This window comes from Pseudoalteromonas sp. Z9A4 (genome assembly GCF_011378845.1).
In the GTDB taxonomy this organism is placed as follows: Bacteria; Pseudomonadota; Gammaproteobacteria; order Enterobacterales; family Alteromonadaceae; genus Pseudoalteromonas; species Pseudoalteromonas arctica.
In genome coordinates this window covers 357,502-384,130 of the sequence record NZ_WTLA01000001.1, presented here as the reverse complement: position 1 = coordinate 384,130, position 26,629 = coordinate 357,502, and the positions used below count along the sequence as shown (strand labels likewise).

At 40.2% G+C, this 26,629-nt stretch carries 23 protein-coding genes and 1 pseudogene; 16 read left to right on the top strand and 8 right to left on the bottom strand.

The annotated features are described in order from the left end of the window. Nucleotides 1-132: 132 nt before the first annotated feature. Together GQR54_RS01575 and GQR54_RS01570 are read right to left on the bottom strand one after the other, a co-directional pair. Nucleotides 133-1,623, bottom strand: coding sequence for a CoA-acylating methylmalonate-semialdehyde dehydrogenase (locus GQR54_RS01575; RefSeq protein ID WP_166376338.1), 1,491 nt, complete (start codon nt 1,621-1,623; stop codon nt 133-135). Nucleotides 1,624-1,773: 150 nt separating this feature from the next. Continuing rightward, a complete protein-coding gene (locus GQR54_RS01570) occupies nt 1,774-2,955 on the bottom strand; it encodes an acetyl-CoA C-acyltransferase (RefSeq protein WP_166376337.1) in 1,182 nt (393 codons plus the stop codon). Between the two features lie 330 nt (nt 2,956-3,285). Between GQR54_RS01570 and GQR54_RS01565 the strand changes: the two genes are divergently transcribed. The 9 genes from GQR54_RS01565 to GQR54_RS01525 all read left to right on the top strand — a co-directional run bounded on the left by GQR54_RS01565 (nt 3,286) and on the right by GQR54_RS01525 (nt 12,925). Further along, on the top strand, nt 3,286-3,720 hold the full coding sequence (locus GQR54_RS01565; protein ID WP_166376336.1) for a MerR family DNA-binding transcriptional regulator: 435 nt from the start codon (nt 3,286-3,288) through the stop codon (nt 3,718-3,720). Nucleotides 3,721-3,766: 46 nt separating this feature from the next. After that, nucleotides 3,767-4,942 carry an isovaleryl-CoA dehydrogenase gene (locus GQR54_RS01560; protein ID WP_166376335.1) on the top strand — a complete coding sequence of 392 codons (1,176 nt, stop codon included), beginning with the start codon at nt 3,767-3,769 and terminating at the stop codon, nt 4,940-4,942. A gap of 10 nt (nt 4,943-4,952) precedes the next feature. Further along, complete coding sequence (locus GQR54_RS01555) at nt 4,953-6,560, top strand: carboxyl transferase domain-containing protein (protein ID WP_166376334.1); 1,608 nt, start codon at nt 4,953-4,955, stop codon at nt 6,558-6,560. Nucleotides 6,561-6,572: 12 nt separating this feature from the next. Continuing rightward, entirely contained in the window at nt 6,573-7,343 is a 771-nt protein-coding gene (locus GQR54_RS01550) for an enoyl-CoA hydratase/isomerase family protein (RefSeq protein ID WP_166376333.1), read from the top strand. Between the two features lie 8 nt (nt 7,344-7,351). After that, nucleotides 7,352-9,370 carry an acetyl/propionyl/methylcrotonyl-CoA carboxylase subunit alpha gene (locus tag GQR54_RS01545; protein ID WP_166376332.1) on the top strand — a complete coding sequence of 673 codons (2,019 nt, stop codon included), beginning with the start codon at nt 7,352-7,354 and terminating at the stop codon, nt 9,368-9,370. Then, complete coding sequence (locus GQR54_RS01540; protein WP_166376331.1) at nt 9,370-10,266, top strand: hydroxymethylglutaryl-CoA lyase; 897 nt, start codon at nt 9,370-9,372, stop codon at nt 10,264-10,266. Before GQR54_RS01545 ends, GQR54_RS01540 begins: the two co-directional genes overlap by 1 nt. 74 nt (nt 10,267-10,340) lie before the next feature. Further along, on the top strand, nt 10,341-11,039 hold the full coding sequence (locus tag GQR54_RS01535) for a CoA transferase subunit A (protein WP_166376330.1): 699 nt from the start codon (nt 10,341-10,343) through the stop codon (nt 11,037-11,039). Between the two features lie 14 nt (nt 11,040-11,053). Further along, nucleotides 11,054-11,710, top strand: a complete 657-nt coding sequence (locus GQR54_RS01530) for a CoA transferase subunit B (RefSeq protein WP_007580251.1) — start codon at nt 11,054-11,056, stop codon at nt 11,708-11,710. Between the two features lie 333 nt (nt 11,711-12,043). After that, nucleotides 12,044-12,925 carry a LysR family transcriptional regulator gene (locus GQR54_RS01525; RefSeq protein WP_165727509.1) on the top strand — a complete coding sequence of 294 codons (882 nt, stop codon included), beginning with the start codon at nt 12,044-12,046 and terminating at the stop codon, nt 12,923-12,925. Between the two features lie 742 nt (nt 12,926-13,667). Here the strand turns inward: GQR54_RS01525 and GQR54_RS01520 are convergent. From GQR54_RS01520 to msrA, 3 genes are all read right to left on the bottom strand, one after another. Next, nucleotides 13,668-14,255 (bottom strand): amino acid ABC transporter substrate-binding protein, encoded by a 588-nt coding sequence (locus GQR54_RS01520; RefSeq protein WP_240918845.1) that lies wholly within the window; start codon nt 14,253-14,255, stop codon nt 13,668-13,670. 55 nt (nt 14,256-14,310) lie between these two features. Continuing rightward, nucleotides 14,311-14,451 (bottom strand): hypothetical protein, encoded by a 141-nt coding sequence (locus tag GQR54_RS19515; RefSeq protein ID WP_240918843.1) that lies wholly within the window; start codon nt 14,449-14,451, stop codon nt 14,311-14,313. Between the two features lie 134 nt (nt 14,452-14,585). Continuing rightward, nucleotides 14,586-15,875 carry a peptide-methionine (S)-S-oxide reductase MsrA gene (gene msrA, locus GQR54_RS01515; RefSeq protein ID WP_166376329.1) on the bottom strand — a complete coding sequence of 430 codons (1,290 nt, stop codon included), beginning with the start codon at nt 15,873-15,875 and terminating at the stop codon, nt 14,586-14,588. 256 nt (nt 15,876-16,131) lie between these two features. On the opposite strand from msrA, the gene pxpB reads away from it, so the two are divergent. The 6 genes and pseudogenes from pxpB (at nt 16,132) to GQR54_RS01485 (ending at nt 21,205) form a co-directional block, all read left to right on the top strand. Beyond that, entirely contained in the window at nt 16,132-16,797 is a 666-nt protein-coding gene (gene pxpB, locus GQR54_RS01510; protein WP_166376328.1) for a 5-oxoprolinase subunit PxpB, read from the top strand. Continuing rightward, nucleotides 16,790-17,716, top strand: a complete 927-nt coding sequence (locus GQR54_RS01505; protein ID WP_166376327.1) for a biotin-dependent carboxyltransferase family protein — start codon at nt 16,790-16,792, stop codon at nt 17,714-17,716. The genes pxpB and GQR54_RS01505 overlap by 8 nt, the downstream gene beginning before the upstream one ends. A gap of 22 nt (nt 17,717-17,738) precedes the next feature. Further along, a pseudogene (locus GQR54_RS19740) lies at nt 17,739-17,846 on the top strand (DUF979 family protein); the annotation flags it as partial. After that, nucleotides 17,839-18,507 (top strand): pyroglutamyl-peptidase I, encoded by a 669-nt coding sequence (gene pcp, locus GQR54_RS01495; RefSeq protein ID WP_197192311.1) that lies wholly within the window; start codon nt 17,839-17,841, stop codon nt 18,505-18,507. The pseudogene GQR54_RS19740 and the gene pcp, both read left to right, overlap by 8 nt. Nucleotides 18,508-18,660: 153 nt before the next feature. Continuing rightward, the gene (asnB, locus tag GQR54_RS01490) at nt 18,661-20,334 is read left to right on the top strand and encodes an asparagine synthase B (protein WP_007583083.1); all 1,674 of its coding nucleotides are present in this window, start codon (nt 18,661-18,663) and stop codon (nt 20,332-20,334) included. Next, nucleotides 20,318-21,205: a PhzF family phenazine biosynthesis protein gene (locus tag GQR54_RS01485; protein WP_166376326.1), complete on the top strand. Its 888-nt coding sequence runs from the start codon at nt 20,318-20,320 to the stop codon at nt 21,203-21,205. The genes asnB and GQR54_RS01485 overlap by 17 nt, the downstream gene beginning before the upstream one ends. A gap of 18 nt (nt 21,206-21,223) precedes the next feature. Here the strand turns inward: GQR54_RS01485 and egtD are convergent, their stop codons facing one another. Next, a complete protein-coding gene (gene egtD / locus GQR54_RS01480) occupies nt 21,224-22,198 on the bottom strand; it encodes an L-histidine N(alpha)-methyltransferase (protein WP_166376325.1) in 975 nt (324 codons plus the stop codon). After that, the gene (egtB, locus tag GQR54_RS01475) at nt 22,195-23,466 is read right to left on the bottom strand and encodes an ergothioneine biosynthesis protein EgtB (protein WP_166376324.1); all 1,272 of its coding nucleotides are present in this window, start codon (nt 23,464-23,466) and stop codon (nt 22,195-22,197) included. Before egtB ends, egtD begins: the two co-directional genes overlap by 4 nt. Nucleotides 23,467-24,093: 627 nt before the next feature. Between egtB and GQR54_RS01470 the strand changes: the two genes are divergently transcribed. After that, on the top strand, nt 24,094-25,674 hold the full coding sequence (locus GQR54_RS01470) for a BCCT family transporter (RefSeq protein ID WP_007583074.1): 1,581 nt from the start codon (nt 24,094-24,096) through the stop codon (nt 25,672-25,674). Between the two features lie 243 nt (nt 25,675-25,917). Here GQR54_RS01470 and GQR54_RS01465 read toward each other — a convergent pair whose 3' ends face one another. Next, a complete protein-coding gene (locus tag GQR54_RS01465) occupies nt 25,918-26,628 on the bottom strand; it encodes a 3'-5' exonuclease (RefSeq protein WP_166376323.1) in 711 nt (236 codons plus the stop codon). Nucleotide 26,629: the final 1 nt, after the last annotated feature.

Genomic DNA, 26,629 nt, shown 5'->3' with positions numbered 1-26,629 from the left:
TTCCCGTTACGGGGATATCGTGACGAGCGGCGAAGGCTTATGTGTGTTGTGTGTGAAGTAGCCTTCGCGCCCATCTTTATTATTATTAGTTATTTAGTTATTCGTTTTTTAGTTACTCATTTTTTATTACGATTACTTTAAGTTAATGCTCATGTTTGGACCCGAGGCAATATCGTCTTCAAACCAACGTGAGGTAATCGTTTTAGTTTCTGTGTAAAAGCGAATACCTTGCTTACCGTACGTGTGCGTATCGCCGTAAAACGAGCCTTTCCAACCAGTGAACGAAAAGAACGGAAGCGGCACCGGAATTGGCACATTAATACCTACTTGCCCTACTTCAATTTCGTGTTGGAATTTACGAGCCACTGCGCCGCTTGAGGTAAATAACGAGGTGCCGTTACCGTAAGGGCTGTCGTTAATAAGTGCGATTGCTTCATCAAGCGTGTCTACAAACATACACGCTAGTACGGGACCAAATATTTCTTCTTTGTATAAATCCATCTCTTTGGTTACGTCAGTAAATAACGTTGGGCCAACCCAGTTACCTTGCTCGTACCCTTCAACCGTAAAGTCTGAGCCATCAATTAAACAGGTAGCGCCTTGCTCTTTACCACCGGCAATAAGCGATAAAATACGCGATTTTGCTGCTTTTGATGTTTGTGGACCGTATGCCGCATTTGCATCATTCCACACGCCTGGGCGTACATTTTCAAAGCCTGCTTTAATTTCATCTACCCATTCGCTCGCTTGACCTACAAATACAGCAACCGAAATACCCATACAACGTTGGCCAGCAGCACCGACTGAGGCGCCAACTAGGTTGTTTACAACGTGCGATTTACTTGCATCTGGCATAATAACCATGTGGTTTTTAGCACCAACACACGCTTGAACGCGTTTAAGGTTTTGCGTGCCTTTAGAATAAATATAAGCACCTACACCACACGAACCAACAAACGAAATAGCGCGTACTGCTTTATCTTCTAGTAGACGGTCTACTTGTGGTTTTGTACCGTGTACAACTTGTAATACGCCTTTTGGTGCGCCCGCTTCAATAAATAGCTCGGCTAAGCGCGTTGGTGTAAGTGGGTCTTGCTCAGACGGTTTTAAAATAAAGGTGTTACCACACACAATAGCCAGCGGGAACATCCAAAGTGGGATCATTGCAGGGAAGTTAAACGGAGTAACGCCCGCACATACGCCAAGTGGCTGCATGTAAGAATACGTATCGATTTTACGCGCTACGTTTTCCATTGTTTCACCCATCATTAATGATGGCGCGTTAGCTGCTTGTTCTACTACTTCAATACCACGCCAAACATCGCCTTTTGCATCTTCAAATGTTTTACCCAGCTCATGACAAATAATAGTAGCAAGCTCATCGTGATGTTCTTTTAATAACGCTGCGTACTTCATCATAATGCGAGCACGTTCGGTAATGGGTACGTCTTTCCATGTTTTAAACGTCTCAGAAGCTGAGGCAATTGCCGCGTCCATTTCTGACTCGGTGGTACATGGCACTTGTGCAAGTACTTCTTGAGTTGCTGGGTTTATAACATCGATAAGCTCTTTGGATGCTGATTGAATAAATTCGCCATTAATAAGTAGTGGTACTTGGTGCATGATTAAATCCTAGTGTGTGAGTTGTGTGTTCTCTTTTAAAATTGGTAGCGCCGCTTTGTTAGTATTATTAGTGCAGCGCTTTTATAGTTGTTAATTAAGTTATTCGTTAAAGCATTCGTCTAGCTATTCATGTTGCTGTTAAATAGCTAATTAGTAAGCTTCTACGGCCATAGCAACCGCTTCACCGCCACCAATACATAAAGACGCGATGCCTTTTTTAAGACCACGATTTTTAAGGGCATGAATAAGCGTGACTAAAATACGCGCGCCGCTTGCACCAATTGGGTGGCCAAGTGCACATGCACCGCCATTTACGTTTACTTTGCTTTCATCGAGTTTTAACTCGTTAATAGCCAGCATGGTTACCATGGCAAATGCTTCGTTAATTTCCCAAAGGTCAACGTCGTTTACAGCCCAACCTGCTTTTTCAAGCACGCTGCTTATTGCGCCTACTGGCGCTACTGTAAATTCACTTGGTTTTTGAGAATGCGTGCTGTGCGCTACAATTTTACAAAGCGGTGTTAAGCCCTGCTCTTTTGCTTTTGATTCGCTCATTAATACAAGCGCTGCGCCACCGTCTGAAATTGACGATGAATTAGCGGCAGTAATAGTGCCGTCTTTTTTAAAGGCTGCACGTAAGCTTGGAATTTTTTCTGGGCGGGCGTTACCTGGTTGCTCGTCAATCGAAACTGTTACATCGCCTTTTCGTGTTTGCATAGTGTGCGGCGCAACTTCGTTATCAAAGCTACCATTTTGTATAGCGGCTTTTGCTTTACTTAATGAGCCCAGTGCAAACGTATCCATTTGCTCGCGGCCAATGCCGTATTCGTCGGCCGTGTCTTGTGCAAAACAGCCCATTGCTTTGTTGTCGTAAGCATCTTCAAGGCCATCGCTCATCATGTGATCTTTTATTTCGCCGTGGCCCATACGCATTCCGCCACGCGCTTTTGGAATAAAGTACGGTGCGTTAGTCATGCTTTCCATGCCACCGGCAATAGCAGATTGAATAGAGCCTGCTTTAATTAAATCGTTTGCAAGCATGGCCGCTTTTAAACCAGAGCCACATACTTTGTTGATTGTTGTAGCACCGGTGCTAAGTGCAAGCCCTGCTTTTAACATGGCTTGGCGTGCGGGTGCTTGCCCAAGGCCTGCTGGTAATACACAACCCATAATTACTTCGTCTATTGCATCATTAGCTAAACCAGTTTGTGCAAGTGCACTGGCAATGGCGGTTGCGCCAAGCTCGGTAGACTGCGCATCACTTAACGCTCCCATAAAACCACCCATTGGGGTGCGTTTTGCTGCTACAATTACCACTGATTCTAAAGTCATAACTAACTCCGTTGTAATTTAATGCAAATAATTGTTAGTATATTTGCTCTATTAATTTAGTATTCATTTATTATTTAATACCTACACACAATACTAACGTTTACGCCAACGTCAACTAAAAACAGCTTAATTTTTAGTTTTAAAAGTGTAAGCATTATTTTCCAGTCGTAAGTCTGCATCAAACAAATGAAATTAAACCATTGAATATTAATAATATAATTTAACATTTTACACCAACACTCCTTTATAAATAGTTTCAAATCACGCCAAGCTTTACCTTTACGTAAACTTCACTTATATTGGGGTTATTCGAATGAGGTAAATACAACTATGAAACCAGATAATCAAACAAACTTTGCAAGCTCTGCCAAGGTGCCAGCAAGTAATGAACAAACATTTAGCATTAGCGAACTCGCTAAAGAGTTTGACATTACTACCCGCTCTATTCGCTTTTACGAAGACCAAGGGCTAATAACACCTGAGCGTAATGGTCAAACCCGTATTTATTCAAAACGCGACAAAGTTCGCTTAAAACTAATATTACGTGGTAAACGATTGGGCTTTACGCTTGCCGAAACCGGCCGTTTGTTTGAACTGTACGACGCTGATAAGTCGAGCGCTAAGCAGCTGGTTACCATGCTTGATTTAATAGCTGATAAAAAGTCTGACCTATCTCAACAAATGGACGACATTAAAGTTGTTCTTATGGAATTAGTGACGGCCGAACGCCGCTGCAGAGACACACTTAACAAAATAGACGAGTAGCCTATTTTAAGAATAACAACACACTGACGACACACAGGAATGAATCATGAGCACTATTTCACTATATAAAGAAATGAACTTTGGCCTAGGCGAAACCGCCGATATGATCCGCGACCACGTAAACAGTTTTGCGAGTCAGGAAATTGCCCCGCTTGCTGAAAAAACTGACTTAGATAACGCTTTTCCAAATCAACTTTGGGCACAAATGGGCGAAATGGGCGTACTGGGTATGACCGTATCTGAAGAGTTAGGTGGCGCGGGGTTAGGTTACTTAGAACATGTTATTGCTATGGAAGAAATTAGCCGTGCCAGTGCCTCTATTGGCCTAAGCTATGGCGCGCATTCAAACCTGTGTGTTAATCAAATTAACCGTAATGGCACACAAGCTCAAAAAGAAAAATACTTACCTAAGCTTATTAGTGGTGAGCACATTGGTGCCCTTGCAATGAGTGAGCCTAATGCAGGCTCTGACGTTGTATCAATGAAACTTAAAGCTGAGAAAAAAGGCGATAAGTACATTTTAAACGGTAACAAAATGTGGATCACCAATGGCCCAGACGCACATACACTCGTTATTTACGCTAAAACAGATTTAGATGCTGGTGCTAAAGGTATTACCGCGTTTATTGTTGAGAGCAACTTTCCTGGTTTTTCTACGGCGCAAAAACTCGACAAACTGGGCATGCGTGGCTCAAACACCTGTGAGCTAGTATTTGAAAACTGTGAAGTACCCGAGGAAAACATTTTAGGTAACTTAAACGAAGGCGTTAAAGTACTTATGAGTGGCCTTGATTACGAACGCGTAGTGCTTGCAGCAGGCCCGCTTGGCATAATGCAAGCGTGTATGGATATAGTAGTACCGTACATTCATGAGCGTAAACAGTTTGACACCCCTATTGGGCAGTTTCAGTTAATTCAAGGCAAAGTAGCCGACATGTATACACAAATGAATGCTGCGCGCTCATATGTATACACGGTAGCTCGCTCTTGTGACCGAGGTGAAACCACCCGTAAAGATGCCGCCGGTGCAATTTTATACGCCGCAGAGCTTGCAACCAAAATGGCGCTAGATGCGATTCAAATTTTAGGTGGCAATGGCTACATAAACGAATACGCCACAGGCCGCCTGCTGCGTGACGCCAAATTATACGAAATTGGTGCAGGTACATCAGAAATACGCCGCATGCTTATTGGCCGCGAACTTTTCACTGAAAGCCGTTAAGGATTAAACCATGACGATTTTAAAATCGAGCGTTAATCCTCACGATCCAACGTTTGTGCAAAACCATAAAAACATGTCGACGCTGGTGGATGATTTACGCAGTAAAGTAGCCACTATTAGCCAAGGCGGAGGCGCCGCATTAAAAGAGCGCCACGAAGGCCGTGGTAAGTTATTTGTACGCGACCGTATAAGTACGTTAATTGACGAAGGCTCACCGTTTTTAGAAATTTCACAATTTGCGGCATTTGGTGTGTACGAACAAGCAATACCGTGCGCCGGTGTTGTAGCCGGTATTGGCCGTGTTAAAGGCATTGAATGCATGATTATTGCAAACGATGCCACGGTTAAAGGCGGTACGTACTTTCCGCTTACTGTTAAAAAGCATTTACGTGCACAAGATATCGCAGAGCGTTGCCACTTACCGTGTATTTATTTGGTTGATTCGGGCGGTGCAAACCTGCCAGAGCAAGACGATGTATTTCCCGATAAGCTGCATTTTGGTCGTATTTTTTATAATCAAGCGCGTATGTCGGGTAAAGGTATTCCACAAATTGCCGTGGTAATGGGTTTATGTACCGCAGGCGGTGCATATGTACCAGCAATGGCAGACGAAAGCATTATCGTAAAAGAACAAGGCACTATATTTTTAGCAGGCCCGCCGCTTGTAAAAGCAGCAACCGGCGAGGAAGTAACAGCCGAAGAACTAGGCGGCGCCGATGTGCACTGTAAAGTGTCGGGTGTGGCTGACCACTTTGCTGAGAATGATGCTCATGCGCTTTCTATTGCGCGCCAGTGTATTGAGCGAATTAATTACACACGCCCTACAGCCCCTCTTCTAGAGGATGTAAAACCACCGCGTTACGATATTAACGAGCTTTACGGCATTGTAGGCACCGACCTTAAAAAGCCATTTGATGTACGCGAAGTAATAGCGCGCACAGTGGACGACTCATCATTTGATGAATTTAAACGCTACTTTGGTGAGACACTCGTCACCGGTTTTGCCAGCATTTATGGCAACCCTGTTGGCATAGTGGCTAATAACGGTATTTTATTTAGTGAGTCGGCGCAAAAAGGCGCGCACTTTATTCAGCTGTGTGCTCAGCGCAATATTCCTTTGGTGTTTTTACAAAATATTACTGGCTTTATGGTGGGTAAAAAATACGAAGCCGAAGGCATTGCAAAGCACGGCGCTAAAATGGTGATGGCGGTTTCGTGTGCTGATGTGCCTAAATTCACAGTACTTATTGGCGGCTCTTACGGCGCAGGTAACTACGGAATGTGTGGCCGTGCATTTGAACCTACCATGATGTGGATGTGGCCTAATGCCCGTATTTCGGTAATGGGCGGCGAGCAAGCAGCCGGTGTAATGGCGCAAGTTAAACAAGATGGTTTAGCACGCAAAGGTCAAAGCATGAGCGAGCAAGAAATCAGTGACTTTAAAAAGCCAATTATTGATCAGTACGAAGAGCAAGGTCATCCGTATTACGCCAGCGCCCGCTTGTGGGATGACGGCATTATAGACCCTGCCGATACGCGTAATGTATTAGGGCTTGCGTTAACGGCTGCGAACAACGCACCAAAACGTGATTCGAAATTTGGCGTATTTAGAATGTAACCGGAGCGCAAAATGTCAGTAACACTACAAATAACAAAATCTAATGTGGCTGTACTTGTGTTAAGTCGCCCAGAAAAAAGAAACGCATTTAACAGTGAAGTAATACACGAGCTGATTCAGTGTATTGAACATGCAAATACGCTTGATATTCGCGCTTTGGTTTTAAAAACTGAAGGTAAGCATTTTTCAGCCGGTGCCGATTTAGCCTGGATGAAGTCGATGGCGGATAATAACTACGCCGATAATTTAGCTGACTCAATGCAATTAGCTAAATTAATGCAAGTGTTGGCAAGCTCGCCGCATCCAACAATTTGCGCCGTACAAGGCGCTGCTTTTGGCGGTGCACTGGGCTTAATAGCCTGTTGCGACATAGCCCTTAGTAAAGACGATGCGCAATTTTGTTTAAGCGAAGTAAAGCTTGGCCTTATTCCGGCTGTTATTAGCCCGTATGTAATTAAAGCCATTGGTGAGCGCTCTGCTCGCAGATACTTTTTAACGGCTGAAGTATTTGATGCGCATACTGCTAAGCAACTGGGTTTAATTCATCAAGTAACCGGTAATTTAGACTGTGCGCTCGATAACATGTTGCAAACACTGGTTGATAACGGGCCTGTTGCAGTAAAAGCCGCAAAAGCATTAATTAACGATGTCGCAAATAAGCCAATTACCGATGAACTCATTGAGCTTACCGCTGAGCGTATTGCAAAAATTCGTGTATCTGAAGAAGGTCAAGAAGGGCTTACTGCTTTTTTTGATAAACGTCCACCCGCTTGGCAACTGTAGGATTAATTATGAACACACAACGATTACAAAAAATACTGATTGCCAATCGTGGAGAAATTGCGTGCCGCGTAATGCGTAGCGCGAAACAAATGGGCTTAACCACGGTCGCGGTTTACTCTGATGCAGACAAAAATGCCCAGCACGTAAAAATGGCTGACGAGGCTTACCATATTGGCGCTGCGCCAAGTAAAGACTCGTATTTAGTGGCAGACAAAATTTTACAAGTAGCCAAAGACTGCGGCGCTGATTGTATTCACCCGGGGTATGGTTTTTTATCTGAAAACAGCGAATTTGCTAAAGCCTGCGAAGCGAACAATATTGCTTTTGTAGGGCCACCAGCAAGCAGTATTGAAGCAATGGGGTCTAAAACCCGCGCTAAAGAAATAATGGCCGCTGCTAATGTGCCTTTAGTACCTGGTTATTACGGTGATAAACAAGACCCTGCTTTTTTACAAAGTGAAGCTGAAAAAATTGGCTACCCTGTACTTATTAAAGCCGCCTTTGGTGGCGGTGGTAAAGGCATGCGCGTAGTTGAAAAAGCAAAAGACTTTATGAGCGCACTACAAGGTGCGCAACGTGAAGCTATTGCCGGCTTTGGTAACGATTTAGTTCTGCTTGAGCGCTACGTAAATCAGCCTCGCCATGTTGAAGTACAAGTATTTGCAGATAACCACGGTAACTGTGTTTATTTAGGCGATCGTGATTGTTCTTTGCAACGTCGGCATCAAAAAGTAATTGAAGAAGCCCCTGCTCCAGGTTTATCTGACGAGCTACGCAAAGAAATGGGCGAAGCAGCTGTACGTTGTGCACTGGCAATAAATTATAGAGGCGCGGGTACGGTTGAGTTTTTACTGTGCGGTGATGAATTTTTCTTTATGGAAATGAACACGCGCCTTCAAGTAGAACACCCAGTGACCGAAATGGTAACCGGTGTAGATTTAGTCACTTGGCAAATTAATATTGCGGGTGGGCAAACACTGCCACTGACACAAAGTGATATTCAATTGCAGGGTCATAGCTTTGAAGCGCGTATATACGCAGAAGATCCAGCCAACGACTTCATTCCATGCTCGGGCACTATTGAAGCACTGCACACACCACTTAACAGTGAATTTGTACGCATTGATACAGGTATTGCACAAGGCGATGAAATCAGCCCATTTTACGACCCGATGATTGCAAAACTTATTGTGCACGACGACAATCGCGAACAAGCTTTGATCCGTTTACAACACGCCCTTGAGCAATTTCATTTAGCGGGTTTTAGCACTAACATTGGTTTTTTACATAATTTAGCAAGCCACCCTACCTTTAAAAAAGGAGCGCCAAGTACGCACTTTATTGCAGAGCAAGGAGACTCGTTAGTTACTGTTGATGAGCAGTTATTGCAAGCAAGCCAACTTATTGGTGCGTTTGCATATTTAGAGTCGTTAACTAATACACAAAATGCAGCAAAGAGTGTAAATCCTTGGCAACAACTGAGTGGTTTTACACTCAATGCGCCGCAAGCAATTAAAATTCCTTTTGCCGATTTACAGCTAAGCGCTATAAAAACGGCCGAGGGATATAGTATTACGCATAACGAGCACGTATTTAACCTACAAGGCACATTGAATAACGGCCTGTGCAGCGTATTTATTAACGGTGAAAAACACAGCGCACACGTAAATACGGTAGGTAATAATACCGTTGGCAATAGTACAGTAGGTAATAGTGTGACTGTGATGAATAAAGCACTGCAAACTAAGCTTGAACTAGTTGATAAGCATTATATTAGTTCGCACGAAAGCGAAGCTTTGCCACTTGCCGCTCCTCTTAATGGTACGGTAGTAAAAAACTTAATCGACATTGGCAGCACAATTACCAAAGGCGACGCGGTAGTGATTATTGAAGCTATGAAAATGGAATACACACTTAACGCGCCTCACGATGGTATTTTAAAAAGCTACTGTTTTGGTGAAGGCGAATTGGTAACCCATGGTGCCCTGCTTGCAATAGTCGAAGATACGACTGAGGAAGGTGCATAATGAGTGCTTTTCCGAGTAAAGTACGTATTGTTGAAGTTGGCGCTCGTGACGGCCTTCAAAACGAAAAAGCAGTAAGCACAGCCGATAAAGTAGCGCTTATTAACGCGCTAAGTGCTGCTGGTTTAAAAGACATTGAAGCCGGCGCGTTTGTATCACCCAAATGGGTGCCGCAAATGGCAGACTCAGCGGATGTAATATCAGCCCTTGATTTACCTGATGTGAATTTAAGTGCCCTTACACCTAACTTAAAAGGTGCACAAGCAGCGCACGCTGTTGGCATTAAAGAGTTTGCTATATTTACCGCTGCGAGTGAGTCGTTTTGTAAAAAAAACATAAACTGCTCAATTGATGAAAGTATTGAGCGCTTTAGTGAAGTAATGGCGTTTGCTAAAGCGAATAATATCCGCGTACGTGGTTATGTAAGCTGTGTGTTAGGTTGCCCCTATGAAGGTGAGATTGACCCGCAAGCAGTGCTGAGTGTATCGCAAAAGCTATTAGATTTAGGCTGTTACGAAGTAAGCCTTGGCGATACCATAGGTGTTGGCACTGCTAAAAAAGTAACGCAGCTAATAGAATTACTTTTAACACACATTGATAAAACCAAGTTGGCCGTGCATTTTCACGATACTTACGGGCAAGCGCTTACAAATATTTACGCAGCCTTAAACCTAGGTATAGCAACGGTTGACGCAGCAGTTGCAGGCCTTGGTGGCTGCCCTTATGCTAAGGGTGCGTCAGGAAATGTTGCCACCGAAGATGTAGTTTACTTACTGCAAGGGCTTGGCATTGAACACGGAATTGATTTACAAAGGTTAAGTAATGCTGGCTGGGAGATAACCAAAGCACTTGGTAAGCAACCTGTGAGCAAAGTATCTGTGGCACTACACACTAAATAGCTATCTTATAAAATGATAACTCACTACTAATACAAGATAGTTAACAACAAATAGCACACAATGAGGAGAGACTCATGGCCGGTTTTGATAAAGTAGTTTCTAGTTACGAAGCTGCAATGGAAGGATTAAAAGACGGCGATACTATTATTGCCGGTGGTTTTGGTTTATGTGGTATTCCTGAGGGCTTAATTAAACAAATTAAGTACATGCAAACAAAAGACTTAACCGTGGTATCTAATAACTGTGGTGTTGATGACTTTGGTTTAGGTATTTTATTACAAGACAAACAAATTAAAAAAGTAGTTGCTTCATACGTTGGCGAAAACGCCCTATTCGAGCAGCAGTTATTAAGTGGCGAAATTGATGTAGAACTTACGCCACAAGGTACTTTGGCTGAAAAAATGCGTGCTGGTGGCGCGGGTATCCCTGCGTTTTACACCGCTACAGGTTACGGTACTCCAGTGGCTGAAGGTAAAGACGTAAAAGAATTTAATGGTCGCCCGTATATTTTAGAAGAGTCTATAACAGGTGAATTTGCCATAGTAAAAGCATGGAAAGCCGATCGTTACGGTAATTTAGTGTTTAGACACACCGCCATGAACTTTAACCCAATGGCAGCAACGGCGGGTAAAATTACCGTTGCCGAAGTAGAAGAAATTGTAGAGCCGGGTGAGCTTGAACCAAGCCAAATTCATACCCCGGGTATTTTTGTAAATCGCGTTATTAAAGGCAGCTTTGAAAAACGCATTGAACGTGTAACAACACGAGATTAAGCAGGAGCATAATTATGGCATTATCACGTGAACAAGTTGCAATGCGCGTTGCACAAGAACTTCAAGACGGTTACTACGTAAATTTGGGCATAGGAATTCCGACACTCGTCGCAAACTATGTACCGGATGATATTGAAGTTATGTTACAGTCCGAAAATGGCCTTTTAGGCATGGGCCCGTACCCTACTAAAGCAGAGCTAGATGCCGATATGATTAACGCGGGTAAAGAAACCGTGACAGCAGCTAAAGGTGCAGCCATATTTAATAGTGCAGATAGTTTTGCCATGATACGGGGTGGTCATGTAGACTTAACTGTTCTGGGTGCATTTGAAGTTGACCAGAACGGCAACATCGCATCGTGGATGATCCCTAAAAAGCTGATTAAAGGCATGGGTGGCGCGATGGATTTAGTCGCTGGCGCGAAAAACATTATTGTTACTATGACCCATGCAAGTAAGCATGGTGACTCTAAACTATTAGAAGCCTGCTCTTTACCGCTTACTGGCGTTAATTGCGTTAAAAAAATAGTGACAGATTTAGCCGTACTAGAAGTTAAAGACGGCGCATTTCATTTATTAGAACGCGCTCCGGGCGTAACTGTTGATGAAATCATTAGTAAAACAGCAGGTAAATTACTTGTTGACGGTGAAGTACCAGAAATGGTTTTTTAAGCTTTAGCTTAAAATAACGCTTTACCCTGTACCGACCTCATTCCCAGTGCCAATGGCGCTGAGTTACCCAAAATCCCTCTCACGAGGGATTTTTTTTATCTTTTGCCATTATTTTTACCGTCATTCATACATCTGTAGTAAATTTTATCTATAATACAAATATAAATTAAATGTAAGCGCTTAGATTCTTTGCACTATTTTGTGGATAGTCTGCACCCTTTTTGTGAACTAGCGTTAAATTTATTTTTAACCTACTGATATTTAAATATTAAATAGTTGGTTCAAATTTTGCCTAAGTAAGGCGTCTCAATAAATTAAATAATTCTGGAAAACATGCAAACTCCTATTCGTGGCCTTCGCTCTTTTTGCTTTGCCGCAAGAAGCCTAAGTTTTAAGCATGCAGCTAATGAGCTGTACTTAACGCCGTCTGCGGTAAGCCATCAAATAAAACAACTTGAAGAACAACTTGGTATTGAACTTTTTCAACGTAAAACGCGTTCAATTAGCTTAACCACAGCGGGTAAAAACTTTTTTGATGCAGTGTCTCCTATCATCACAATGTTAGAGGGCACCATTAACGAGTTTAGTCAGATGCAGCAAAATACAAATTTGACAATTACGTTGCCTGAGTTTTTTGCCAGCGAGCTACTCATGCCTAAATTAAGTGAGTGGACGTCAGAGCATCCTAATATAAACCTGCAAATGGACACGCTTAAAACGCGCAAAGAATTAACGCGTCATAGCGATTTATCTATTGTATTGTCCTCAGGTAAACCTACTGAAGGGTTAGCGACAGAGTTATTTAACCTTGAATACATCCCTGCATGTAATAAAAAATTGCTCGATCAATGGAAAGACGATCATCGTCAAGCGCTTAACCAAGTTCCGCTGATCCTCCACAAAGCTCGCCCTTGGGCATGGCACCAGTGGGCCGAAAAAGCGGGTATTGATGACTTTTCTCCTTCGCAGATTATTCAAATAGATAGCATGTTTGGTGTAGCGCGTGCAGCGCAGCAAGGCATGGGCATTGCGCTTATTCCACTGCCTATTAGTCAAAGCTGGTTAGATGAGCAATGGCTGTACAAATTATTCGAGCAGCCTTTAACAACTAAAGATAAATACTATTTAGTGCAGCACGAATCAAGCACGCCTAATCACCCGCTTGATTTATTTGCGAAGTGGGTTGTAAATACGTTTAGAAAAATCCAAGAATAATCCCCTATTAGACGAGTTCAGTAATACAACCCACTCTGTGTTTTATTACTGAACTCGTCTAAACCTCTCTGCAATTTTTAATAATATTTTTTATTTAAATACATAAACTTAACGCCGAGCATTAGACTAAAGTCTATAGTTTAATTTTTTTCACTCATTGGTTTCATTTTTATCGTTTGTCGAAAATAAAGTTAAATATTAAAGTTACTTCATCAGCTCAAAACAACTTAGTTAATTTGTTTTTTAAGAGTAATAATGCAACCTTTTGAGTTTTAGTGACTCAAACCTTGCAGTGAAAAGAATCTTTATATTGTGTGTGAAGATGTTGTCAGTGTGAAAAATGGTTCAAGTTAGGTGGTGACTTGGCTTGAACTGTTTTTATTCTTGGCTCAACCACATGATATGCATTACAAAGCTACTAAAGCGTAGTAAACAGAATCTTTATATTGTGTGTGAAGATGTTGTCAGTGTGAAAAAGCGGTTCAAGTTAGGTGGTGACTTGGCTTGAACTGTTTTTATTCTTGGCTCAAACCACATGATATGCAATACAAATGCTTTGAGAGCGTAGTAAACAGAATCTTTATATTGTGTGTGAAGATGTTGTCAGTGTGAAAAGCGGTTCAAGTTAGGTGGTGACTTGGCTTGGACTGTTTTTATTATTAAGCACATACATAATATAGTTATATACAGGTTAATACCTTTTAAAAAGCCCCGTAAGTTATAACTTACGGGGCTTTTTTAGTTAATTTTTTATTTGATACTCTTTTTTTAATTTACTTATTTGCACTTTATGTGAAAGCAAGAATGTATCAAATTTCTTAACTACCTCAGGGTAGTCAATCGACGATAATAAAAAGGCTTGTAAATCTGTCGGCAATTCGTTTTGAAAATAAACGGGTCGGGTTAATTTGAAATATTTAACGATATTATAGTTTAATACATCGTTAGATATGTAAATACACTCCACTCGCTCTTTCAAAAGCATCTCTATTAATTCCATTACGTTAGCTGTTTCAATTAGCTCAACGTTTTCGTTATTCATTAAAGGTTTAAAGCTTTGAGACGTAAACCCTCTCACCGTTGCAAAACTAACGCATTCATCAATAGTGATATTTTTATTTAAACTCGCAATACCCGTTTTAGTCACAACGGTTGGCTGCGAATAAATAATTTCATTTAAATCACCAAAGGAAGCTTTATAACTTGGTTTCCATTGAGGGTTATCTGGATATTTAAAATCAACATGATGGTGATCAATAAATTCTTTATAAAGACGATTAATTGGCAGCGTGTAAAACTCAAATTCAAAATCGTGCTGCTGGGCGAACAAAGTAAGTAATTTTTGACTGAAGCCATAATAATCTGCACCATTTGTTCCACTACCATCAAAGTAAGGTAGATACTCTATACTCTATATTCTCTACGCCGACGACATAGTGCGTTGCCGACTTAGCATCGGTAATAAAAATTAATAAAGCTAAAGGCAAATACATTAACTGCGTTGTTATTTTTATAAATTGATTCATTTACAACCTAAGTAATATTATTGATGTGTAGCTCAACGCTTTAATTTTAACAAATTTGCAAAGAATATGATAAATCTATTTTATTTTATGCAAAAAAAAGCCTGATTAAAATCAGGCTTTACAAAGTAAAAGGTTTAGCTTTTATCTCTTGGTACAAAATCGAGTACTGTTGCGTTTATACAGTAGCGGTCTGTGCCTCTAGGGCCTTCTCCTGGGAATAAATGACCAAGATGAATACCTGTACTTTTAGAACGTAGCTCAATACGTGTTATTCCCCAGCTGCTATCGTCATGCTGCGTTACACTACTTTTTACTGGGTGCTTAAACGACAACCAACCAGTACCGGAGTTAAACCTATCGCTTGTATCAAATAGTGGCTCTCCACTTAATTTATCAACAAAAGTACCATCAGGTGTATTTTTAAACTCTTTGTACTCTTTACAATAAGGTCTATCTGTTCGTGCATCGAATGCAACTTTATAAGCATCACTGTTACCTAATTTAAAAGCGCCTAATGCTTTATAAAACTCTTCAGGTGTTGCATAGCCTTGACGGCCATATACCTCAACGCCATTTTCTAGAAACAAAATAGTCGGCGTTGCCCACGTGGCTGACTTAATAGTTAAATCATTAAGTTGGTCAGCATGGCGAAATGTCATAGGTATTGTGCCTTTGTAATCATTTGCGACTGCTTTTTTAAATTTTTCACAGTACGGGCAGTAATCACGAGAATCAAGTACCACTATTTGCTTACCTGCGAGTAGAGCACTGTTGTCTGCTTTTTCTACGGGTGTTTTATTAAAAACTACGCCTGTAGAATGATCGGGGCAATAGCCATTAGGGTTCTTTTCTAGATAATTTTGGTGATATTCTTCTGCCGATACAAAACCTGTAAGCGGTTTAATAACCGTTTCGATTTTGCCGTAGCTCGCATCAGTTAAAAGCTGCTGATATTGCGATTTAACTTGCTCAGCTACTTTAGCTTGTGCATCAGTAGTCGTTAATACAATTGAACGATATTGAGTACCGATGTCGTTACCTTGGCGATTTTTTTGCGTAGGATCGTGACTTTCAAAATAGTTTTTTAAGAGGTCTTCTGCTGAAATTATATTGCTGTTATACATAACTTGCACAACTTCAGCATAATTGTCCTCGTCAAAACGACGAGACTGATCAGTAATATTTCTGTACGTTGCTTTAAACCCATTACCGTCAGCATAACCCGACTCAGCATCAATAACGCCATTAAGCGCTTCGTAGCGTTTTTCTGCTCCCCAAAAACAACCAGACCCCAGTACAATGGTTTCTACATGCATGGTGGCTTCTACATTACTGTGTTCTACCTTTTCCATAGATAAAGCAAAGCTGCCTGCGCTAAATATAATAGCAGCGCCTGATAAATATAATAAATGCTGGTGTTTCATAAAGTACCTCATAAACAAGTGCGTGCTAATTAAGACCTCCTTATCTTAATTTTCATTTCAACCTAATTACTTATTTAGTACGAAATGTATTAAGTTTTAGTCCTCAATAAGTTAAATACGATTAATTGAATATAAAAACACTCTTAAGGTAAGCTGGGTAAATAAACACTAAACATAACCACTTAGTCGCAATGGTGTAAATAAATTAATAAAACTGTGTTACGTTTAAATTATGTTGTACAAATAGGTTTATTTAATGAAGCCAGCTCCCCATATTTATGCATTAACAAACAGTAGTTTACTACTTGATGCATCGCATTTAGACGCTACAGATAGACTCTCTGTTCAAAAGAAAATTTGGGCTTTAACCAGCCACTGTAAATGCACTGATGAATTTACCGATTTGGTGCCAGCCATGAACTCGCTCACTCTCTATTTAAAATCAGATAAACACTTAAATAAGTGGTTACAAGTGCTACCTTCGCTGTGGAATGATATTAAAACGAGTACTTTTAAAGGGCAACATCACTTAATCGAAACTATATACAAGGGTGAGGATATTAATTACGTGGCTCGTTATCATAATTTAAGCGCTGATGAGGTTATTAATATTCATAGTGAAACCAAATACCACGTTTTATTTTTAGGCTTTCAGCCCGGTTTTGCCTACCTACATGGCTTAAATCAGCAATTACATACACCAAGGCGTGATGAGCCACGCATTAAAGTTCCTAAAGGCTCTGTTGCGATAGGTGCTGAACAAACCGGAATTTACCCCGCAGATACCCCTGGTGGTTGGCACATAATAGGTCATACAGATACTGCTTTGTTTGATTCGACCTCGGAGCAACCTTGTTTAATTCAACCAGGCGATACGCTTGAATTTGTTCCGCTAGTTAATAAAGGAGCAACTCATGATTAAAGTACTTAGAAGTGGTGTATTACTTACAATTCAAGATTTTGGCCGTGAAGGCTACCGCCATTTAGGTGTAAGCAAAGCGGGTAGCTTAGACCCATTTGCACAAATAATTGCTAATAGATTACTTAACAATAACGACAATGATGCCGTTTTAGAAATAACCGTTGGTTTGTGCGAGCTGGAATTCACCTGCGACACAGTAATTGCGCTTCATGGTGCAGATTTGCAAGCAACCCTTGATGGACAAGCAATTTACCCTGGTTGGACATACGCAGTAAAAAACAAACAAGTACTGAGCTTTGCTACTGGTAGAGCCGGCTTAAGAGCTTATTTAGCAGTGAAAGGCGGTATACAAAATACTGATGTTATGGGCTCTAAATCTACAGATTTAAACGCATGTTTTGGTGGTATTGAAGGTAGAGCTCTCGCCACTGGTGATGAAATACCTATTACTCCTTATTATGGAGAGTTTATAAAAGTAGGCGCAATTGCTCCCGCCCAGCGCAAGCTTATACGACTGCACCCAAGTCCTCATGCTAATTTATTAGGCGAGCCTTTACTTAACAACTTTGTATCTACCGCATTTAAAGTTAGTAGTAACAGCAACCGAATGGGCGTAAGGCTTGAGCATAAAAATAATTTGGCACATTCGCACTCTTTGCCATCACTAGGGGTGAGTCCTGGGAGTATTCAACTGCCACCGAATGGTGAGCCTATTGTGCTACTTAACGATGGTCAAACAACCGGGGGCTACCCTCTTTTAGGGACTGTAATTGAAGCCGACTTACATCAATTTGCACAATTTAGACCTTTAGATACTGTTGAATTTAAATATGTAACGTTTGAAGAAGCAGCAAAGGCGAAGCAGAAACTTGACGGGCACCTACATCAATTGAGCCTTGCACTTAAAAATAACCTATAAAATATTCTAGAATCAACACGCCCTAGATTTAAAAAATAGGTACCATGTAATAAAGGTTCAAATTCCGACGGCCGTTTCCTTACTCGCCGTTAATATTATTTTAATGTATAGCTTGGTGTTTAATGACTAAATCAACTTCTACTATGCCGTGTGTATTAATAACTGGCTTTGCTCCTTTTGGTGGCGAAGCTATAAACCCTTCTTGGCAAGCAGTGCAAAAACTTGATGAAACTATCATCATGAAACACAAAATATGTACACTAGACCTTGCCTGTGAATTTAATACGTCTATCAGTCAGCTTATAAACGCCATTGAGTCGCACAATCCGGCGGTTGTTTTATGTATAGGCCAAGCTGGTGGGCGCAGCGAAATATCAATTGAGCGTATTGCAATAAACGTTGACGATGCACGCATTAAAGACAATGCAGGTAAGCAGCCTATCGATACACCAATAGAAAAAAATGGCCCTGATGCCTATTTCACAAACTTACCAATAAAGCGCATGTTACAAGCATTGCACAACAGCAATATACCTGCTGCCATTTCCAATACAGCAGGTACTTATGTGTGTAATCACGTTATGTATGGTCTTATGCATTACATAAATGATCACTGCGCTGTAATGAAAGGTGGCTTTGTGCATATTCCTTATTTACCAAGCCAAGCTGTGCACCACAATGGCGCACCAAGCATGAGCGAAGAAACCGTTATTAATGCCCTGAGAGTTATGATTGCACAAGCTTTGAACAATAATAGCGACGTAAAAATAGCAGCAGGAACCACGCATTAACCACTTTGGTGCAATTACATCTAGCTTGGTGCATAAATTATTCTTAATTAATTGTAAAAGCTATGTGACTTGAGTAATTTTTTCTGATAAAACAAGGTTTCGCAGCACAGCAAATTGGCTCTGCTGCACACATAATAGGAATGAGGAGTTACTATGTGTTCAATTTTTGGGGTATTAGATATTAAATCTGATCCCACTCAATTGCGTACCCAAGCAATTGAAATGTCAAAGCTGCTTAGACACCGTGGCCCAGATTGGTCTGGTGTATATGCATCTGAAAAAGCTATTTTAGTGCATGAGCGTTTAGCTATTGTTGGTGTATCAAGCGGTGCGCAGCCTTTATACAATCCTGAAAAAACAAATATTTTAGCGGTTAACGGCGAGATTTATAATCATAAAGAACTTGCAGCAGAGCTAGATGTTGATTTTACTTTTCAAACTCAATCAGACTGTGAAGTTATTTTAGCGCTGTATAAACAAAAAGGGCCTGACTTTTTAGATGACCTAAATGGCATTTTTGCATTTTGTTTATACGATGAAGAAAATGACGCCTACTTAATTGGCCGTGACCATATTGGTATTATCCCGCTTTACACCGGTCACGACGAGCACGGTAACTTTTACGTTGCTTCTGAGCTAAAAGCACTTTCTCCAATTTGTAAGCATATTGAAGAATTTCCTCCAGGGCATTACCTGTATAGCAAAGATGGCAAAATGACGCCTTATTACAAACGTGATTGGGAAACATTTGATGCAGTTAAAGATAACAGCGCAGAAGCGCAAGACGTTAAAGATGCATTAGAAGCCGCCGTTAAACGCCAATTAATGTGTGACGTGCCTTACGGTGTATTACTGTCTGGTGGTTTAGACTCATCGGTTATCTCTGCTATTACCCAGCGCTTTGCTGCAAAACGTATTGAAGATAACGACGAAAGCGACGCATGGTGGCCTAAGCTGCATTCTTTTTCAGTAGGCCTTGAAGGCTCGCCTGATTTAGCGGCTGCACAAAAAGTAGCTGACATGATTGGTACTATTCACCACCCTATCATTTTTACCATTCAAGAAGGTATTGATGCATTACGTGAAGTGATTTACCACATAGAAACCTATGACGTAACAACTATTCGTGCCTCTACACCTATGTACCTAATGGCTCGCCAGATTAAAGCAATGGGCATTAAAATGGTGTTATCTGGCGAAGGTGCTGATGAGCTATTTGGTGGTTACTTATACTTCCATAAAGCCCCTAACGCACAAGAGTTTCATGAAGAGCTAAACCGTAAAGTATCAAAACTGCATATGTTTGACTGTTTACGTGCTAATAAATCAATGGCGGCATGGGGCGTAGAAGCACGTGTACCGTTTCTTGATAAAGAATTTGTTGATGTTGCTATGCGTATCAACCCTGAAGCTAAAATGTGTAAAGATGGCAAAATTGAAAAACACATTTTACGTGAAGGCTTTGAAGGTTACTTACCTGATGAAGTGCTATGGCGTCAAAAAGAGCAATTTTCAGACGGTGTAGGCTACAGCTGGATTGATACCTTAAAAGAGTTTGTAAATGAGCAAGTGAGCGATCAAGAGCTTGAAAATGCGAAATTTAAATACCCTATTAATACGCCAGATTCAAAAGAAGCTTACTACTACCGTACTATTTTTGAATCGCATTTCCCTGGTGATGCATCAGCTAAATGTGTACCTCATGGTAAATCGGTAGCGTGTTCGACTCCTGAAGCACTTGCATGGGACGCATCGTTCCAAAACAATGCTGATCCATCAGGTCGTGCTGCAGGCGTTCATAACGACGCATATGCAAGCAAAGGTTAATACTCTTTGTTTAGCGAAGCGTAAGCCTAAATGGTTTACGCTTCGCTTTATAGAGCTCATTTCCACCGAATCTGTTTTTTATAGCTCTGCACATAACTTAAAAGGCTCAAGCGCTTTAATTGTTATTTATAAAAATGGGTTAACATCAAAAACAATGCAATATATTGCATCACAATCAACTTACCCTGCTACCGTATTTTTAAATCAAAATGAGATAGCTAAACGCCATTGCAATATTCGCTGGTTTAACCAAACAAGTGAAATTAAACGCTGCGGACATGGCACTTTAGCGGCCGCTAATTTTTTAATAGGTTATTTGGGTTATTGCCCTGAAATATTTACTTCAATGAGTAATGAGCGCTTTACTATAAGAGTAAAAAAACAACGCGCTCAGCTGTTACTAAAAAGCATAGAGCCTAAAAAAAGCGAGTTAGCTGAAGGTGAGTTAAAAAGTGTGTTTTCAGTAGCAATAAAAGCAGCCTACAGTACCGGCGACAAAAACGGTTATACGGTTGTATTATTTAGTAAAGAATTTAATAAGGAATTTAGTAAAGAATTCGATAAATCAGTTAAAAAAGATGATTTAAAAAGCTTACACGTTGATTTTAACGCGTTGAATAAACTCCATAAGAATGCTGTTATAGCGCTCAGTATAAAAAATACAGACAAAAAAAATACCATAGCGCATTTTAGATACTTTGCACCCCAGTTTGGTGTTAATGAAGACAGTGCTACAGGCTCTGCGATATCTGTTATTGCCCCCCTGCTATTTAGACTGTACGGTTTAAATAAAGCCAAGCTTATACAACAATCAAATAATGGCGCATTGCTAAACTATGAGTTTAACAATGCTAAAGTTGTCATTTACTAAACATAACTTAAGTAATGCTTAAAGCGGTCTTAATAAACACAGGGCAAAATAGTTACTATCGTCTTGCCATGTTTGCTCTAACTTTAAATTAGCTTGCGCTGCAAGCTGCTTAAACGACTCGAGCGTGTACTTGTGAGAGTTTTCTGTATGGATACTTTCGCCTTCTATAAAGTCTATTTGCTGATCATTTATAATCACGCTTTGAGTACGATTACTTACTAAATGCATTTCGATACGGCTATGTTGCTCGTTAAAGCGTGACTCGTGGCTAAAGTTATCTATATTAAATGTGCCGTTTAGCTCGTTATTAATACGTTGTAGTAAATTTTTATTAAAAGCACCGGTAACTCCCGCTTTATCGTTATATGCATCAAGTAACACTTGGCGCTCTTTTACTAAATCAACCCCAATTAATACATAACCATTTACACCGCATAAGCGATGGAAATTATTCATAATTTCTATGGCTTTAACTGGGGCAAAATTACCAAGAGTAGAGCCCGGAAAGTACACCAAATTAGTTTGACTGTCTAAAGCGGTGTCTTTGGTTAGCTGTTTGACCATTTGGCTATGTGTAAAGTCTCCTAATAATGGCGAAATTGCCAAATCTGGAAATAACGGTGACAAATGTGCAAGTGAATAACTGAGCATCTCCTCAGATATTTCAAACGGTACAAAGGTTTTAACGTTTGCCATATGCGCTAATAAATAGGCTACCTTTTTACCCGAGCCACAGCCGGGCTCTATAATAGAGAGGTTTTCAGGTAGCATTTGAGCAATCGACTTTGAGTGTTGCGCTAATATAGAAAGCTCAGTACGTGTAACATAATACTCTTGTAAGGTTGTTATTTGCTCAAATAATGCAGCACCTTTATCATCATAAAAATATTTACACGGAAGCGTTTTTTGTTGTTGAGTTAATCCGCTTATCACGTCGTTTAGAAATTCAGTGTCGGTTATGTTGCTTTGCTTAATCGCTGTTACTTGGCTCATACTATATCCTTAGCTAGTCTTATCCCGCTGCACATCCACGCTTGATGCGGGTAATAAAAATTACGGTATGTTTGTCGTAAATGGTTTTGAGGGGTAAACACACACCCACCACGTAACACCATTTGGTTATTCATAAACTTACCATTGTATTCCCCTGCTATTCCTTCAATAGGCTTAAAACCGGGGTATGGTAAATATGCACTGTTCGTCCATTGCCAACACGAATCAGTTAACTGGTTTATTTCAGCATCACCTTTTGCTTGCGGTGGTGTTAGGTGGTGATTATTAGTGTCTTTTGAAGGAGTATTTTTAGCTGCATATTCCCATTCGAACTCTGTAGGCAAGCGAGCTTTAACAAAATTAGCATAGGCGCTGGCCTCAAAATAACTAACATGACAGATCGGGGCATTTAAATTGAGAGGCTCTAATCCATAGTGTGTAAACTCAAACCACTCGTTATCTATACAATGCCAATATAATGGTTGCGTTAGAGCGTTGTTTTGTATATTTGCCCAACCGTCACTTAACCAATACTGTGGATTGCTGTATCCACCTGCATTTATAAAGTCTAAATATTCACCATTGGTGACCAATCTATTAGCAAAACTGAATGGATGAATTAATACTTGGTGTTTGGGGCGCTCGTTATCATATGCAAATTCATCGTCAGCATTTGTACCTATATTAATAATACCTTGCTCAAAATTTATAAAATTAAGAGGCTTAATATCTGCTGATTTGTTTTGGCTGTTTAAAGGCGATGTTTTATATTGCGGAAATAATGGATTTACTGAAAAGTTATATTTGATGTCCATAAGCATTAGTTCTTGATGCTGTTGCTCGTGGTGTAATCCAAGATTAATAATATCTTTAATTTTTGGACTAACTTCAGTTTTAAGTAATTCAACCATACAGCTATCAACATGCTCTCTGTAAGCTAGCACTTCATCTAAACTAGGCCTGGATAAACTACCTCGGTGTGCGCGCTTAAATTGCTCTCCAATCCCATTGTAGTAAGAATTGAAAAGCATTCTATAGTGAGAGTTAAACACAGTGTACTGCTTGCAATAAACACTAAGTAAAAACGTTTCAAAAAACCACGTCGTGTGCGCTAAATGCCATTTACTTGGGCTGGCATCTGCCATAGCTTGTAATTGGCAATCTTCTACAGTGAGTGGTTCAATAATAGCCAGGCTTTCGCCTCTAACGCTGTAAAAGCGTTTAACAAGTTCGTTTTGATTGGTATTGTTTAAAGCGCATTCACGCATAATAGTATTAATCCTTTGCCTATCTATTTATAAAATATAGCTTAGTGTTGTGTTAAATCATATTCATATTACAACTTGATTAAAGATGCTTATCAGCTTATAAATTTATACTAGCCCTGGAGGGAAATTTGCTCTTTACTGCTCAGCTTTTAATTATTCTCACGTGTATGTAAGCATGTAGAATAACGCAGATTTGAAACAGCACCGTTAGGTTACAAACTTAGGATCGATTAAATCGCTCCTAAATAGAACAAATTTCAATCCTAAAAGGTCAACAAGCCCTAGTATTTAAGCATTAATTAAGTTGCTTAAAAGTGATCTTTTTTTACTTAACCAAGTAAATTAATACTTTTAATAGCAAACTAAATTTTAACGTTCACTGAATTTATAATTTTAGGGCTTTTTAAATAAAAGAATCATGAATTTGGCTATATAAACAGCGTTTTAAATGCAAATTCATTTACATTTAATATTTAACTCATACACTACTAGCTGTATGATCACTCTTCAAATTAGTTAGTCTTCAAATAATTATGGTATTACATTTACTTAATATTTAAAGGCTAATGTAATTCGATATGACGCCGAATTTATTTTGGCTTGTTAGGACAACTAAAGAGGTATTGCATGAAGGAAAATCATGACAAATATAGTATTGACAGTACAGACTACACTGTAGGTCAAGACAACGTACAAAAATGGGGGCTTGATATACATAACTCTGTTTTCGGCATAAGTGCCGGACTGATTGTCATTTTTTTAATCGCCATTCTTGTTACCGATCCACAAACGGCTAAATCTGCTCTTGATGGTATAAAAACAGATATTATCAATAACTTTGACGCCTTATTTATGTGGGCTGCTAATTTTTTCGTTGTTTTTTGTTTAGCGCTTATTGTTTCACCTTACGGTAACATTCGTTTAGGTGGTGATGATGCTAAACCGACTCATTCACGTATCTCATGGTTAGCTATGTTATTTGCTGCGGGGATGGGTATTGGCTTAATGTTTTGGGGCGTTGCTGAACCACTTGCTTATTATACAGGCTGGTTTGAAACACCACTGAATGTAACACCTAATACACCCGAGGCGGCAAAAGTAGCAATGGGTGCGACTATGTTCCACTGGGGTCTTCACCCGTGGGCTATTTATGCCGTTGTAGGGCTTTCGCTTGCATTTTTTACTTATAATAAAGGCTTACCACTGTCTATTCGTTCTATCTTTTATCCTATTTTAGGTGATAGAGCATGGGGCTGGCCAGGTCACCTTATCGATATTTTAGCCGTGCTTGCAACCCTGTTTGGTCTTGCTACTTCTTTAGGACTTGGGGCACAGCAAGCTTCTGCAGGAATAGACCATGTATTTGGTACCTCAGGCGGAGTTGGTTCACAAATTTTAGTCATTATAGGTGTTTCACTTTTAGCTATTGTTTCAGTAATTCGAGGGATTGATGGCGGCGTTAAAGTACTTAGTAATGCCAATATGCTAATCGCCTTAGTTTTGCTTATCTTTGTTTTTTTAGTAGGCTTTGCTGTTTCTGTAGGTAATATCCCAACTACTGTTATGGGGTATATAGAAAATATTATTCCACTAAGTAATCCTCATGGTCGTGAAGATGAAACTTGGATGCACGGGTGGACTGTATCTTATTGGGCATGGTGGATTTCTTGGTCACCGTTCGTAGGTATGTTTATCGCGCGTGTATCACGTGGTCGTACAATTCGTGAATTCTTAATTGCGGTATTGCTTGTTCCTACTGCTGTTACTATTTTATGGATGTCTATATACGGCGGAATTGCAATTGATCAAGTAATCAACGGTGTAGGTGAACTAGGTGCTAATGGCCTAACTGAAGTACCTTTAGCTATGTTCCAAATGTTTGATGCATTACCTATGGCGAACATTTTATCATTTGTAGCAATTATTTTAGTATTGGTTTTCTTTATTACTTCATCGGACTCTGGTTCTTTGGTAATTGATTCAATCACTGCCGGTGGCAAAATTGATGCTCCAGTACCACAGCGTATTTTTTGGGCTGTGACTCAAGGTGCGGTAGCCGCTGCATTACTTTGGATAGGCGGGACTGAAGCGATTCAAGCACTTCAAGCTGGCTCTGTATCAGCAGGATTACCTTTCACTATTGTATTGTTATTTATGTGTTTAAGCTTAGTTTTAGGTTTACGAACTGAGCCTCGCTCAATTAAATAATACTTTGAGTAAGTAACACTTTTACTTAGTAACAAAAGCGCCGCAATTTTTGCGGCGTTTTTTTGTTTAACTATTTAAAATCATACCAATTCGCTTAATAAAGTGATCTATTTTGTGGCAGGAAAATCGTGTCGATAGTAAGGCAAAAATTTCGTTATTTAGTTATTCTAAATGAGAAATTTTTAACACAGCTAGCGTCAGGTTTAACTCCAAAAACGATTAAAGTATCATTGCGTATTGGTATTATAGCCACAACTCTGAAATTGGAGTATCTACACGGTAATGATGACTCAGTTGCGCTTGTAGAAGCTCGGCTGTAGCAAGCGCATCCGTTAAAGCATTATGGTTATTATATGGAGGTAATGAGTAACGCTCGCGGCAATCTGTTAATCTGAGCGATCCTAGTTTTGTGTTAAACAATCGACCTAATACTCCCTGCCTTGCTTTTAGTGCTCTTTTTTCTAGCTCCATTGTATCAACAAGTGCAAACTCAATACCTTCTTTAAGCCTCAGTAATAACGCATTATTTAAAAAATGTCGCTCTATTGCAGCGTAATGCACCACGACAACTTTGCCACTTAGCGCTTCAAGTAAAGGTTCAATAATTCGGTTAAAGTCAGGGGCGTCATCCACCTCAGAGTGCGTTATTCCATGGATTAAAATAGATTCTTCATGCAGGTTACGTCTTGGTTGAACAACCCAATGACGGCTGTGCTTACAATAAATACGCTTTAAATTAAATGGCACTAAGCCAACACTCACAATATCGTCGTTTTGGCTATTTAAACCTGTTGTTTCAAAGTCCATTGCTACAAAAGGCACATCTTCTACTGCTGCTTTATCTTGGTTATAAGCACCTGCATAAAAGTGTTTTAGAAGTTTATTTTCGGTGTTGTTGGCAAGCTCGTTGTATCTAGCTTGCCAATCAACTGCTTTGTAATTACGCGGATTCATA

What these genes read in the sequence shown, in the direction of transcription:
- GQR54_RS01575 (WP_166376338.1), bottom strand. Translation starts at nt 1,623, where the DNA reads ATGCACCAAGTACCACTACTTATTAATGGCGAATTTATTCAATCAGCA.
- GQR54_RS01570 (WP_166376337.1), bottom strand. Translation starts at nt 2,955, where the DNA reads ATGACTTTAGAATCAGTGGTAATTGTAGCAGCAAAACGCACCCCAATG.
- GQR54_RS01565 (WP_166376336.1), top strand. Translation starts at nt 3,286, where the DNA reads ATGAAACCAGATAATCAAACAAACTTTGCAAGCTCTGCCAAGGTGCCA.
- GQR54_RS01560 (WP_166376335.1), top strand. Translation starts at nt 3,767, where the DNA reads ATGAGCACTATTTCACTATATAAAGAAATGAACTTTGGCCTAGGCGAA.
- GQR54_RS01555 (WP_166376334.1), top strand. Translation starts at nt 4,953, where the DNA reads ATGACGATTTTAAAATCGAGCGTTAATCCTCACGATCCAACGTTTGTG.
- GQR54_RS01550 (WP_166376333.1), top strand. Translation starts at nt 6,573, where the DNA reads ATGTCAGTAACACTACAAATAACAAAATCTAATGTGGCTGTACTTGTG.
- GQR54_RS01545 (WP_166376332.1), top strand. Translation starts at nt 7,352, where the DNA reads ATGAACACACAACGATTACAAAAAATACTGATTGCCAATCGTGGAGAA.
- GQR54_RS01540 (WP_166376331.1), top strand. Translation starts at nt 9,370, where the DNA reads ATGAGTGCTTTTCCGAGTAAAGTACGTATTGTTGAAGTTGGCGCTCGT.
- GQR54_RS01535 (WP_166376330.1), top strand. Translation starts at nt 10,341, where the DNA reads ATGGCCGGTTTTGATAAAGTAGTTTCTAGTTACGAAGCTGCAATGGAA.
- GQR54_RS01530 (WP_007580251.1), top strand. Translation starts at nt 11,054, where the DNA reads ATGGCATTATCACGTGAACAAGTTGCAATGCGCGTTGCACAAGAACTT.
- GQR54_RS01525 (WP_165727509.1), top strand. Translation starts at nt 12,044, where the DNA reads ATGCAAACTCCTATTCGTGGCCTTCGCTCTTTTTGCTTTGCCGCAAGA.
- GQR54_RS19515 (WP_240918843.1), bottom strand. Translation starts at nt 14,451, where the DNA reads ATGAATCAATTTATAAAAATAACAACGCAGTTAATGTATTTGCCTTTA.
- msrA (WP_166376329.1), bottom strand. Translation starts at nt 15,875, where the DNA reads ATGAAACACCAGCATTTATTATATTTATCAGGCGCTGCTATTATATTT.
- pxpB (WP_166376328.1), top strand. Translation starts at nt 16,132, where the DNA reads ATGAAGCCAGCTCCCCATATTTATGCATTAACAAACAGTAGTTTACTA.
- GQR54_RS01505 (WP_166376327.1), top strand. Translation starts at nt 16,790, where the DNA reads ATGATTAAAGTACTTAGAAGTGGTGTATTACTTACAATTCAAGATTTT.
- pcp (WP_197192311.1), top strand. Translation starts at nt 17,839, where the DNA reads ATGACTAAATCAACTTCTACTATGCCGTGTGTATTAATAACTGGCTTT.
- asnB (WP_007583083.1), top strand. Translation starts at nt 18,661, where the DNA reads ATGTGTTCAATTTTTGGGGTATTAGATATTAAATCTGATCCCACTCAA.
- GQR54_RS01485 (WP_166376326.1), top strand. Translation starts at nt 20,318, where the DNA reads ATGCAAGCAAAGGTTAATACTCTTTGTTTAGCGAAGCGTAAGCCTAAA.
- egtD (WP_166376325.1), bottom strand. Translation starts at nt 22,198, where the DNA reads ATGAGCCAAGTAACAGCGATTAAGCAAAGCAACATAACCGACACTGAA.
- egtB (WP_166376324.1), bottom strand. Translation starts at nt 23,466, where the DNA reads ATGCGTGAATGCGCTTTAAACAATACCAATCAAAACGAACTTGTTAAA.
- GQR54_RS01470 (WP_007583074.1), top strand. Translation starts at nt 24,094, where the DNA reads ATGAAGGAAAATCATGACAAATATAGTATTGACAGTACAGACTACACT.
- GQR54_RS01465 (WP_166376323.1), bottom strand. Translation starts at nt 26,628, where the DNA reads ATGAATCCGCGTAATTACAAAGCAGTTGATTGGCAAGCTAGATACAAC.